The sequence below is a fragment of the Marinobacter halophilus genome (assembly GCF_003007685.1).
In the GTDB taxonomy this organism is placed as follows: Bacteria; Pseudomonadota; Gammaproteobacteria; order Pseudomonadales; family Oleiphilaceae; genus Marinobacter; species Marinobacter halophilus.
This window is the reverse complement of the sequence record NZ_PXNN01000016.1, coordinates 65590-77955: the sequence shown is the minus strand read 5'-3', so window position 1 is coordinate 77955 and position 12366 is coordinate 65590. Positions and strand designations below refer to the sequence as shown.

The window sequence follows — 12366 nt, the reverse complement described above, 5'->3', positions numbered from 1 at the left end:
ACCCTGACTAAGACTAGTGCATGGAGATGCCCTTGGCCTATTTGACTCTGTTTTTGACCGCATTCGCGGCGGCCACCCTGTTGCCAGCATATTCCGAATTACTGCTGGGTACGCTGGCCAGCCAGGGTTTGCCATTATTCTGGCTGTGGTTCTGGGCAACCCTTGGCAACACGTTAGGGTCTGTCGTTAACGGGGTTATCGGCAGGCAGGTGGATCGCTTTAAACATAAACGCTGGTTTCCGGTCAGCGAACTGCAGTTGCACAAGGCCCGGAACCGCTTCAACCGCTATGGTCAATGGTCGCTGTTACTGGGCTGGCTGCCCATCGTCGGCGATCCCCTGACTCTGGTGGGCGGGATCATGCGAGTGCCCTGGCTCAACTTCGTAATTCTGGTGGGCATCGGTAAAGGCGTGCGCTATGCCTTCGTGCTCTGGGTGGTGCTGGAAGCTACCGGCTTCGGTTCACCGGCATCCTCGCCATAGAGGTACTTGCGGAGCAGGCCCTCACCGTTGAATTCCGAATGCAGCACGGCGATGAAGGTGTATACACCGATCAACTTGCGATTCAGGAAGACAAACTCCTTTGGCGGCACCTGGAAGTAACGATTGATGGCCGACCGGGCAGCCTGTTTGGCGACCCGCGAAGGCAGATCACTCTGTTTCCATCGATACTCGCCGTGGGCGTTAACTGCGTAGTCTGGCCATTGATGGCGATCTCCCGCCAGGGGCTCAAGTACTGACATGCAAACAGAGCCAAATTTCTCGAGAACTTCCTCAGGCCACTCCCGGCTCATGAAACGAAGCGTGATGCCGCCATCAATCACCTGCTCGAGATCCTGTTCATAGGACGCACGAATCATCTGGATAACCGGGTCCAGAAACTGGCGCGAGTAACTCTGAACGGCTCCGAAATCCAGCAGCACAATGCGATCGTGCGCTTCGTCTTCGCCTTCTTCGCCGGCTATCCGTACCCGATAATTGCCGAAATTCGGATCTGTCTGTATTTCTCCCCATTCAAACAACTCACGGAAGAACAGCTCCAATGCTGCTTTGCCCAGAGAACTTCGGCGGGCCAGCGAAAGCTCCCGAACCGCCGGAGACCCGACCGAATGGCCATGCTCATAGGTTGAGGCAATGATGTGATCCGTTGAGTATTCTTGCAGCACCCGGGGCACGACAAATCGTGGATCGGAGTCCAGCATGGTGCGGAATTTTTCGGTGGTTCTGGCTTCCAGGCGATAGTCCACCTCCCGGTGCATCATCTGCCGGACCTCTTCCAGCCAGTCGTTGAACTCGGGGCCGAACCGGACCAGCCGGGCCACTTTGAGCAACTGAGCGACCGCGTTGAGATCGCTGTCAACCGCATCCGCTACGCCGGGATACTGCACTTTCAGCACCAGTTCCAGCCCGTCACTGAGCCTGACCGCTCGATGCACCTGGCCAAGCGAGGCCGCACCGATGGGCTCCGGGTCTATTTCCAGCTCCGCCAGGCGATCAGCTCCAATTTCCGCTTTAAGCACCCGTTCAATTGCAGCCCACTCCAGCGACGTGGTCTGATCTTCCAGTGTGTGCAACGCCTCGGTAACTTCGTCCGGCAGAAAATGCTCACCGTAAAGTGCCATTACCTGACCGATCTTGACCACGCTGCCCTTGAGCCGCCCCAGCTCATCCACCAGAAAACGAGCCTGGCTAGACATCATTGCGCGATGGCGCTGCTCCCGGGTTTCCTTATCGCTGAACCAGTTAGTGGCCATGTGCGATGCCATGCGGGTACCCGCAAACAGGCCAGCCTTGGTCAGCGATAACCGCCGTTCAAAGCTGCCGGTTTTGATGCGAGACACGGATTTTCCGGGGCGACTTGAAGACATGGATAACCTGTATGGTCAGAAAATGATGAGTTTGCCGGTCGCTCCCGGCACCTCAAGGGAATCCTTACCTCATTATACGGATCACAGACCGGAACAACCTAACCGATCAGTCGTCAATTTTCAGCTTCTGCAGCCAATGTGAATACTTTTCGATCAATTTAAACCAGTTTCGACATTCCGTTACGATTTAACACAGTTTTGGGTCACAATGCGATCTAGACTCAGTTAACGTTATGAATGTGATCTTCATCAATTACAAAAAAAGCCCGGCCATGAACCAGTCAGCATCCAGAACACCAGATTCTGAACTTTCCCAATTCCGGGTGACGGGGGAAATTCCTGTCCCGGCCCTGATAAATGGGCTGACAGCCGCGGCGGTTCCCCTGCTACTGTTCTACGCTTGGCGCTCTACTCAGCAGGCCGATCCTTTTACCGCCCCCTGGCTGTTCAGCTTCGCAGTATTGTTGGCTATTAACGCGGTCATTTTCGTATTTTCTGGACAAAAAACCCTGCAGCGGCGTGTATTCATTGTCCTGATCACAGCCTTGTTTACCTTCCTGGCCATACAAGCGGTTGAAGATGGCTCGGCCATTATCTGGTTATTTGCCTATCCACCCATCATTTTTTACATCAGCGAAGCTCGCATAGGCATTATCGCCTGCCTGGGCGGTTGGCTCGCCGTCTTGCTTCTGTTCAGTCCGCTCGGTGATGCGCTATTTGAGCTGCCCTACAGCGGTACGCTCCGGCTGACCATGATTATTGTTCTGGCATTCGAGATGGTCACTTGTTACATCCTCGACCAGAGCCGACGCCGCAGCAAACTGGGGCTGATCAAGCTGGCCAAAGAATTCGAGTACGCCGCAAAACACGATGCGCTGACCGGGCTGGCCAACCGACGGGAAGGACTGGAGCAACTTGACGCCGAATACCAGCGTTATCTGAGGAACGGCCGTCACTACTCGGTACTGCTGATGGACATTGATCTGTTCAAGCAGGTCAACGACACCTTCGGTCACCAGGTCGGTGACGACATGATTGTGCTGGTCGGAAAAACACTGACGGAACAATGCCGGAAGGTCGACACCATTGCTCGATGGGGCGGAGAAGAATTTCTGATTCTGCTACCGGAAACCTCATCGGAGGATGCTCAGGCGTCGGCGGAGCGGATACGTCTGGCGGTTGCAGCCAGAACCGTTCAGGCCGACGGCATGGATATTGGCGCGACGATCAGTATTGGTGTCGCCACAATCCAGGGTTCAGAATCCATCGATCGATTGCTGCAACGCGCCGATGAAGCGCTCTACCAAGCCAAATCTGAAGGCCGAAACCGTACCTGCCGGGCGGCGGGCAGTTAACACGACCTGTCCCAGCGTCACCAGCCCGAACGATGCGCCACCTGCTGATGCCCAAGCCCGCTAACCAGCGCCTTTACCAACCTGCGCTCGATCTCATAAACGGAGATGCCGGGTTCAAAATCACTGACCTGGCACATGGACATTCCGGCGTAGCCACAGGGATTGATCCGGCTGAACGGCTCCATATCCATGTTCACGTTAAGCGCCAGACCATGAAAAGAACACCCCCGGCGCACCCGCAATCCCAACGATGCGATCTTGGCACCGTTGATATACACACCAGGCGCGTCTTGCCTCGGCGCGGCATCTATTTCTGACTGGGCCAGCGTGCGCACAATGGCCTGTTCGATCTCATCCACCAAAGTGCGCACGCCCATTTTTCGCCGTGACAGGTCAACCAGCAGATAGATGACCAGTTGCCCCGGGCCGTGATAAGTGACCTGCCCGCCCCGGTCGACCTGAATCACCGGGATATCGCCCGGCAACAGGATGTGCTCAGCCTTACCGGCCTGACCCTGTGTGAACACCCGAGGGTGCTCCAGGCACCACAGTTCATCGACCGTGGTTGCGTCCCGGTTGGCGGTGAAGGCTTTCATCGCTTCCCAGGTTTCCATGTAGGGCTGCTGCCCCAGCGAGCGGACAATCAGGTCTGTCATGTTATCAGAGCACCATGTGAACCCGGCCGCTTGCTTTCAGGTCTTCAAACAGCGCCTTGAGTTGCTCCTCACCAGTCGCCACAATCTTAAGCTGAACCGATGAAAAACGCCCCTTACTGCTATCCTTTATCGACAGGTCGGCTTCACAGACCCCTGGGGAGTGTTGCTCCACCACATCCAACACAAACTCGGTGAAATCTGGCGCCGCGTTTCCGATGACTTTGATGACATAGTCACAGGGAAACTCTATTTTCGGCGGTTTCGGGTCACTCATGTCGCATTACTCCCCGACGACTGACCATTCACGCCAGCCGCCTCTGTTAAAAAAGTTGTACGAAAAACAGCTTGATCGAGTCCCACAGGCGCTTGAAAAGTCCACCTTGCGGTACTTCGGTCAACGCCAGCACTGGCTCATCGACGACGCTCTCGCCATTAAGCGTGACCTGAATGCGGCCCAGCTCATCACCGACCTTGATGGGTGCTTTGATGACAGAATCCAGATCCACCACCGATTCAAGCTGATCTTTCGAGCCACGGGGAATAGTCACGTGAACGTCCTCCGCCAGCCCGATCGAAATCTGATCGCTATTGCCGCCCCAGACCCTCGCATCCACCAGCTCCTGCCCAGCTCGGAACAAGCGCGCGGTTTCGTAGTAACGAAAACCGTAGTTGAGCATCTTCTGGACTTCCTGAGCGCGCACCTGAGCACTGCTGGTGCCCATGACTGCGGCGATCAGGCGAGTGTCGTCACGCTTGGCAGACGCCACCAGACAATAACCAGCCTCTTCGGTATGGCCGGTTTTCAGGCCATCGACACTCTCATCCCGCCACAACAGGCTATTGCGATTGGGCTGTCGGATATTGTTAAAGGTAAAGCTCTTGACCGCATACAGTGGATAGTTCTCGGGGTAGTCCTCAATGATCGCCTGGGCCAACACTGCCAGATCGTAAGCGGTCGAGTATTGATTCGGCGATGGCAACCCGGTTGCGTTTTCGAAGTTGGTGTTGGTCATGCCCAGCAGCGTTGCCTGCTGGTTCATGATATCGACAAAAGCGCTTTCGCTCCCTGCGACAAACTCTGCAAGAGCAACCGAAGCATCGTTACCGGACTGAATAATCACCCCTTTAAGCAGATCCTCAACCGGCACCTGTGTGCCCTCCCGGACAAAGGTACGGGAGCCGCCGGTCTGCCAGGCCTTGACGCTGATCGGCACCAGGTCGGTCATCGCGATTCGGCCCTCATCGAGCTCCCGCTCGACGATGTAGGCCGTCATCATTTTGGTTAGGCTGGCGGGCGGCAGCCGCTCACCGCTGTTGTGCTCCATGATGATGTGACCGGTCAATGGGTCCATCAGCACCCAGGAGCTACCAGCAATCTGCGGCGGCGCCGGAATTAACACTGACTGGGCAATGGCCTGCCCAACCAGAATGATGGTCAGGGACAAAACCAGGAAAAAACTGCGAATCACTGAATTAAGAGCCATGGGTAAGTTCATTCGTCGTAAGGTGTGTTTCTTTTAAGATTTCAGGTCATCAACGGGAATCAGTCAGCACAATAGACTGAGCGAAACCGTTAGATTTCAATAAACTCTGAGCGTTACGGGCTTCCATTTCGTCACTGAAAGGCCCGATCTGGGCCCGATGAAAGCGGCCGGTGTCGGTGGTGACCTGTCGAACCCGCATTGGTCGCTGAAGCACATTGCTGGCTCTGGCCAGCAGTGCCTCGGCCGGATCCGGTTGACTGAACGATCCCAGCTGCACAAACAATCCCAGGTCCGGAGCCTGCCGCTCATTCGGCGCAGAGTCACTGTCTGTCACCGGAACGACCGTCCCGGACTTGAAAGGTTTGCCAGCCAGAGTCATCGCGCCGTTTTCCCGCACCGTGATGGCTTCAACTTCAACCTTCGCAGTGCCCTGTGATTTGTAGCCGAGCTTTTTGGCGGCAGCATAGGACAAATCAATCAGGCGATCCCCATGAAACGGGCCGCGATCATTCACTCTGACAATCACCGATTGGCCATTGTCGAGGTTGGTGACCCGGGCGTAGCTGGGAATGCGCATGGATTTATGGGCGGCCGACATAGAATACATGTCGAAAATCTCGCCATTGGAGGTTTTGTGACCGTGAAATTTTTCACCGTACCAACTGGCTACGCCCCGGGCCACGTATCCCTCGTTACTGTCCATGACCCGATACGTCTTGCCCCAAACTTGATATTGGGACATGTTACCGGCGGTGCGGGGCGCCTCATAACGGGGCACCGCGTCTTGCAGGCCCGAGACGTCAAAACTCCCGGACGGAGCGCGATCCTGCTTCATGGTGTACCGGGACGAGTGATCCGGCTCTGGCGCTTTCGGTGCACTTCCGCACCCAGCCAAAACCAGAACCGCAATCAATCCTGTCCACCCGATTCGTTGTTCTTTAACCATTATCGTTGGCAACCCACGCACTCTCACCCCGCATCAAGCCTTAGTGACCTGAAATATTGTACCGGGTTCCCGGTAGTATTAACCATTACCGGGAAGCCATCATCCGGGTAAACCCTCACGCCGTGATCATCCGACGATGGGTGTGAATCGACATCAACACCCCGAACGCGGCCATCAGCGTCACTCCGGACGTGCCGCCGTAGCTGATCAGTGGCAGGGGCACACCAACCACCGGTAACAGGCCGCTGACCATGCCAACATTGACAAAGACATAGATAAAAAAGGTCATGGTCAGAGCGCCTGCCAGTAACCGGCTGAACGAATCCTGCGCGGTCGCCGCGATATAAAGGCACCTGAGCACGATCAGGAAATACAAAACCATTAACAGCATCATGCCGATGAAGCCGAACTCTTCCGCCAGTACCGCAACGATAAAATCGGTATGACTCTCCGGCAGAAACTCCAGATGGGACTGAGTTCCCTGGAGCCAGCCTTTACCATCCATACCGCCAGAGCCGATCGCAGTCTTCGACTGTATAATATTCCAACCGGCCCCGAGCGGATCGCTTTGCGGGTCCAGCAAAGTCAGCACCCGCTGTTTCTGATAATCCCTCATAACAAAGAACCACATCATCGGGGCCGACACTGACACCATCGCAAAAAACGCCGCAATCAGTTTCCAGCTGATGCCCGCAAAGAACACCACGAAAATGCCTGCCATCCCAACCAATAACGAGGTGCCGAGGTCTGGCTGTTGAATGATCAGCCCCATGGGGACAAGAACAATGAGCAATCCGAGCGCAACGTGGGACAGCCTGGGCGGCAGATAGTGCCTGGAAAGGTACCAGGCCGCCATCATCGGCACGACCAGCTTCATCAACTCTGACGGCTGAAATCGAGGCAGGCCCGGAATCGCCAGCCAACGCTGCGCGCCCTTGGCGCCGACACCTGCCACCAGAACGGCCACCAACCCCATCATACCCGCCAGATAGAGCCAGGGCGCCCAACGACGAAAGACCGCCGGGTCCAGCTGGGCAAAGACCAACATCACAACCAAAGCAACACCGAAACGAATGCCCTGCGCTTTGACGACTTCGATATTTCGGTCAGCGCCGCTATACAGCACAAACAAACCGGCGCCGATCAACAAAAGAAGTAACAATAACAGCAGCGGATCCAGGTGAATCGCTGACCACACGCTTCGGGATCGCGTCAGGTGATTATCGGCAGAGCTATTGAGTAAGCCTCCGAGCGCCATTAGCGAGCCTCCTCCCGTTCAAGCTGACTGATTACGGCTTGCTGTTCTGCGGCCGGAAACTCCTCCAGCCAGGCATCAAACAAAGCCCGCGCCACCGGTGCAGCGTTCGAGCTGCCTCCACCGCCATTTTCCACAATGATGGCCACGGCAAGCTTGGGGTCATCAGCCGGCGCAAACCCGACGAATAAGGCATGATCCCGCAAACGCTCCCGAATCTGCTCCTCGTCGTACTCCTCGTCTTCTGCCAGACTGTACACCTGCGCGGTGCCGGTTTTACCGGCAATCAAATAATTTGCCCCTCGGCCTGCAGCCCTCGCTGTCCCCTTTGCACCATGCATTACTTCGACCATGGTATCCACGACATACTCCCAGTCATCGGGGTTTTTCAGCGTCAGTGGTTCATGGGTTGCTTTAGGCAAAAATTCCTCAACCGGTCGATCACCACGAATATCCTTCAGGAACCGCGGCTCTATCCACTCTCCGCGATTGGCAATCAGCGCGGTGGCCGTGGCCAACTGCAAGGGCGTTGACAGAAAAAAGCCCTGACCAATGCTCATGTTGACTGAGTCTCCCGGGTACCAAGGCTCATTTCTGGCGCCTCGTTTCCAGTCAGCCGTCGGCAACAAGCCACTGAGCGCACCCGACACGTCCAGAGTGGCGTCTTCGCCAAAGCCAAAATGCGCCAGGTATTTCGACATCACACCAACACCCATTTCAACGCCAACTGAGTAGAAGTACACGTCATTGGATCTTGCCATGGAGGTCTTGAGGTCAACCCAACCGTCACCAGATCTGTTCCAATTCCGGAAACGCCGGCCGCCTTCGCGCAACTGAAAGTACCCGGGGTCCCAGATTCGCCTTTCCCTGTCCGTCACACCACTGTCCAACGCAGCGATCGCCATCATCGGCTTTATCGTCGAACCCGGCGGGTACTGACCACGAAGCACGCGATTGAACAGCGGCTTGTCGATGTCGGTACTGAGGCTGCGATAATCGTCCACACTGATACCGGTGACAAACTTGTTCGCATCAAAACCTGGCACGCTGGCCAGGGCCAGGATGCCTCCGGTGTCTGGCTCAATTGCTATGATCGCACCCCGTCGCCCTTCCAGGAGTTCATGCGCCTTGCGCTGGAGCCTGAGGTCCAAATGCAACTGCAGGTCTTCGCCCGGCACCGGGTTGACTCGCTCCAGCACTCTGAGAATTCGCCCTCGGGCATTGGTTTCAACATGCTGATAGCCGACGGTGCCGTGCAACACTTGCTCGTAAAAACGCTCGATCCCGGACTTTCCGATGTAGTTGGTGCCGGCGTAGTTCACCGGATCAATACGCTGGAGCTCTTCGCGATTTATTCTGCTGACAAAGCCAAGGGCATGAGCAGTGAGCTCGCTGTGCGGATAGTACCGGACCAACTCTGCCCTGACCTCGACACCCGGGAACTCATGGCGGTGGACGGCCATACGGGCGATTTCTTCCTCACTGAGGTCGTAACTCAGCGGGAGTTCCTGGAAGGGACGGCGGGGTTCTTGAAGCCGGCGCTGGAAACGCTCCAGATCTTCCTCGGCAATGTCGAGTATATCGGCCAGCCTTGCCAGCGTTGCGTCCATACCGTCAACACGTTCAGGCACCAGCGTCAGACTGAAAACCGGACGGTTTTCAGCCAGCAGGTTATTACCCCTGTCATACACCAGCCCGCGCGGTGGCGGCACCGACTGCACCTGCACGCGGTTTTTGTCGGACAGCGTGGTGTAGATGTCATGCTCGACAATTTGCAGCTGATACATTCGGGCCAGCAGCCCGATCATGGTCATCAGAACAAGAGCCAGCATGACCAGGGCGCGACGCTGGAACAGCCGGCGCTCGGCAGCCGTATTTTTGAATTCACCCCAGGCCATAACGACTCCTAGGCCCGATGGTATGGGTGGTTACGGGTAATAGACCAGGCACGATACAGTTGTTCAGCCAGAACAATTCGCACCAGGGGATGAGGCAGGGTGAGCGGAGATAATGACCACTGTTGGTCGGCTCGCTGCCGGCAGGCACCGGCCAGACCATCCGGCCCGCCCACCAGGAAACAGATATCCTGGCCCTCCTGTTGCCAGCTTTCCAGCTGACCGGCCAGTTTCTCCGTCGACCAGGGCTTCCCCCCGACTTCCAGAGCAACTACCCGATCACGTTGACCAACCGAAGCCAGAATAGCATCGCTTTCCCGCTGCATGAGCCGGGGGATATCCGGATTCTTGCCACGGTGAGCCATGGGGATCTCAGTCAGTTCCAGGGGCAACTCAGGCGGCATTCGACGAGCGTAATCCTGGTACCCCGCACTGACCCAGTCGGGCATCTTTTGCCCCACACAGATCAGACGCAGTTTCATGATTACTCGCTGCCTGCTGCACCAACATCTGGCGCATCGCGCCAGAAGCGCTCCAGATCATAGAATTCACGGGTTGCAGGCATCATCAAATGCACCACCACATCCCCCAGATCCACCAGAATCCAGTCACTGCCACCTGCACCTTCGACGTTAGCAGTCTTCACACCCTGATCCTTGGCGTCAGAGACGACAGAATCGGCCAGCGATTTAACGTGACGGCTGGAGGTACCGGATGCAAGAACCATATAGTCAGTGACGCTGGTACGATCACGGACATCAATCACGCTGATATCCTGAGCCTTGATGTCTTCAAGTGCGGTTACGACCAGATCTTTCAGTTGTTCTGCCTGCATAATTACCCTGTTTTCCGGGCTCTGACCAGAGTGGCCACCCGATAAGTGATATTCAGACGCGATTGTATCACTAAAAGTTCCCGTCGGGGCACGCACCGTACAGGCAGAGAGATTGAATTCTTTGCCAGACCGGGTCGGGCGTCAGGTATCGGGGGGAGCGGCCATGGGCAATCCGCTGGCGAATGCCGGTGGCCGAAATGTCCAACAAGGGTGGATCCAACTGCAGAATTGCGCCACAAGGGCTTGACCTCAAGACGTCAGGCCCCGAGGCGTGACGCCCGGACAACAGGCGCGCGGCCTCACTGCCGACGGGGATGTCAGCACCCGGGCGCTGAACCACGACGATGTGTGCAAGCGCAGGAATATCCGTCCACTCCTGCCAGCGATCGAAGGCCGCAAAGGCGTCAGTACCCACAACCATAACCAGCGGTTCCTGCTGGCCCAACTCGTGGCGCAATTGCCTGAGCGTGTCTGCCGTGTAAGACGCGCCGGCCCGGCGCAGCTCGCGATCATCCACACACAGCCGGTGCTCGCCGGCGATCGCCAGCCGGATCAACTCCAGCCGCTGCTCGGACGATGCCCCGGTGCTGCCCCGGTGGGGCGGAATATGGCACGGCACCAAGTCAACCCGGTCCACCGCCAGCGCATCAGAAATCTCCAGCGCCAGGCGCAGATGGCCATGGTGGATCGGGTCAAAGGTGCCGCCATAAATAACATGCATCAGATCAGGCCCGGACGTGACCGTCGCCGAACACCACGTACTTCTGTGACGTCAACCCCTCCAGACCAACCGGCCCACGGGCGTGGATCTTGTCGGTGGAGATGCCGATTTCTGCACCTAATCCGTATTCAAAACCGTCGGCAAAACGGGTGGAGGCGTTCACCATGACCGAACTGGAATCTACCTCGGTCAGGAATCGGCGGGCCCGGGTGTAGTTTTCGGTAATGATGCTGTCGGTGTGCTGTGAGCTGTAATGGTTGATGTGATCAATCGCCCCATCAAGACCGTCCACAACCCGAACCGCCAACACCGGCGCCAGGTACTCTGCATGCCAGTCGTCTTCCGTGGCTTGAACAATATCGTTCAGGACGGTACGGGTGCGCTCACAGCCTCGAAGCTCCACGCCCTTGGCGGTGAACTCTGCCGCCAGCAACGGCAGCATATCGTCAGCAATTTCCTGATCCACCAACAGGGTTTCCATGGTGTTGCAAGTACCGTAGCGATGGGTTTTTGAGTTAACCGCGACCCTCAGCGCCTTCTCCGGGTCGGCGTGACTGTCGATATAGACATGGCAAATGCCATCCAGGTGTTTGATGACCGGCACCCTGGCGTCGCGGCTGATCCGCTCGATCAGGCCTTTCCCACCCCTCGGGACAATCACATCAACGTACTGAGGCATGGTGATCAGCTCACCGACCGCCGCCCGGTCGGTAGTGGTCACCACTTGCACCGCGGATTCGGGCAAACCGACGGAGGCCAGCCCGGAGGCCAGGCACGCCGCGATAGCCTGGTTGGAGTGAATGGCTTCAGAGCCGCCACGCAAAATGGTGGCATTACCGGATTTCAGGCACAGACTGGCGGCTTCGACCGTCACGTTGGGCCGGGACTCGTAAATAATGCCAATCACTCCCAACGGTACGCGCATCTTGCCCACCTGAATACCAGACGGGCGATAAGTCATGTCGGTAATTACCCCGACCGGATCTGGCAGAGCAGCGACCTGGCGCAGCCCTTCTATCATGGTGTCAATGCGGGCTCCAGTGAGTTCCAGCCGATCCAGCATGGCATCGTCCAGGCCGCTGGCCCGGCCACTGGCAAGATCCTTTTGATTGGCTAGAACCAGTTCCTGACGGGCCTTATCCAGGGCATCAGCTGTCGCCAGCAAGGCCTGATTGCGCACCGCCGTGGTTGACCGGGCCACTTCCCGAGCTGCGGCCCTTGCCTGTTGACCAAGCTCTGCCATGTAGGCTGCTACATCCATTGGAGTACCTTATTAGTTGCACGCTGATTCCGGAACGAGTCAGATACTTTACCTTTCCCGTTTCAAGTCCGCATCCCAAACGACTATTATA

General features: G+C 56.8%; 13 protein-coding genes. 2 read left to right on the top strand and 11 right to left on the bottom strand.

Annotated features, from left to right (window positions below):
• The first annotated feature begins 32 nt into the window (after positions 1-32).
• Positions 33-482, top strand: coding sequence for a YqaA family protein (locus C7H08_RS12805; protein ID WP_106672835.1), 450 nt, complete (start codon positions 33-35; stop codon positions 480-482).
• Here the strand turns inward: C7H08_RS12805 and C7H08_RS12800 are convergent.
• Positions 416-1867 (bottom strand): ABC1 kinase family protein, encoded by a 1452-nt coding sequence (locus C7H08_RS12800; RefSeq protein WP_106672528.1) that lies wholly within the window; start codon positions 1865-1867, stop codon positions 416-418. The genes C7H08_RS12805 and C7H08_RS12800 overlap by 67 nt on opposite strands.
• A 272-nt stretch (positions 1868-2139) precedes the next feature.
• Between C7H08_RS12800 and C7H08_RS12795 the strand changes: the two genes are divergently transcribed.
• On the top strand, positions 2140-3222 hold the full coding sequence (locus C7H08_RS12795) for a GGDEF domain-containing protein (RefSeq protein WP_106672834.1): 1083 nt from the start codon (positions 2140-2142) through the stop codon (positions 3220-3222).
• Between the two features lie 17 nt (positions 3223-3239).
• Here C7H08_RS12795 and lipB read toward each other — a convergent pair whose 3' ends face one another.
• The 10 genes from lipB to C7H08_RS12745 form a co-directional block, all read right to left on the bottom strand.
• Entirely contained in the window at positions 3240-3878 is a 639-nt protein-coding gene (lipB, locus tag C7H08_RS12790; RefSeq protein ID WP_106672526.1) for a lipoyl(octanoyl) transferase LipB, read from the bottom strand.
• Between the two features lie 4 nt (positions 3879-3882).
• Complete coding sequence (locus C7H08_RS12785; RefSeq protein WP_106672523.1) at positions 3883-4152, bottom strand: HP0495 family protein; 270 nt, start codon at positions 4150-4152, stop codon at positions 3883-3885.
• Between the two features lie 46 nt (positions 4153-4198).
• A complete protein-coding gene (locus tag C7H08_RS12780) occupies positions 4199-5362 on the bottom strand; it encodes a D-alanyl-D-alanine carboxypeptidase family protein (RefSeq protein ID WP_106672519.1) in 1164 nt (387 codons plus the stop codon).
• 49 nt (positions 5363-5411) lie between these two features.
• Positions 5412-6308 carry a septal ring lytic transglycosylase RlpA family protein gene (locus C7H08_RS12775; RefSeq protein WP_106672516.1) on the bottom strand — a complete coding sequence of 299 codons (897 nt, stop codon included), beginning with the start codon at positions 6306-6308 and terminating at the stop codon, positions 5412-5414.
• 115 nt (positions 6309-6423) lie between these two features.
• Positions 6424-7566 (bottom strand): rod shape-determining protein RodA, encoded by a 1143-nt coding sequence (gene rodA / locus C7H08_RS12770; protein WP_106672514.1) that lies wholly within the window; start codon positions 7564-7566, stop codon positions 6424-6426.
• On the bottom strand, positions 7566-9461 hold the full coding sequence (gene mrdA, locus C7H08_RS12765; RefSeq protein WP_106672512.1) for a penicillin-binding protein 2: 1896 nt from the start codon (positions 9459-9461) through the stop codon (positions 7566-7568). The genes rodA and mrdA overlap by 1 nt, the downstream gene beginning before the upstream one ends.
• 8 nt (positions 9462-9469) lie before the next feature.
• Positions 9470-9940 carry a 23S rRNA (pseudouridine(1915)-N(3))-methyltransferase RlmH gene (gene rlmH / locus C7H08_RS12760; RefSeq protein WP_106672510.1) on the bottom strand — a complete coding sequence of 157 codons (471 nt, stop codon included), beginning with the start codon at positions 9938-9940 and terminating at the stop codon, positions 9470-9472.
• A 2-nt stretch (positions 9941-9942) separates the two neighbouring features.
• Positions 9943-10293 carry a ribosome silencing factor gene (gene rsfS / locus C7H08_RS12755; protein ID WP_106672508.1) on the bottom strand — a complete coding sequence of 117 codons (351 nt, stop codon included), beginning with the start codon at positions 10291-10293 and terminating at the stop codon, positions 9943-9945.
• Between the two features lie 70 nt (positions 10294-10363).
• A complete protein-coding gene (gene nadD / locus C7H08_RS12750) occupies positions 10364-11014 on the bottom strand; it encodes a nicotinate-nucleotide adenylyltransferase (RefSeq protein ID WP_106672507.1) in 651 nt (216 codons plus the stop codon).
• Positions 11015-11018: 4 nt separating this feature from the next.
• Positions 11019-12275 carry a glutamate-5-semialdehyde dehydrogenase gene (locus tag C7H08_RS12745; protein WP_106672504.1) on the bottom strand — a complete coding sequence of 419 codons (1257 nt, stop codon included), beginning with the start codon at positions 12273-12275 and terminating at the stop codon, positions 11019-11021.
• Between the last annotated feature and the right edge of the window lie 91 nt (positions 12276-12366).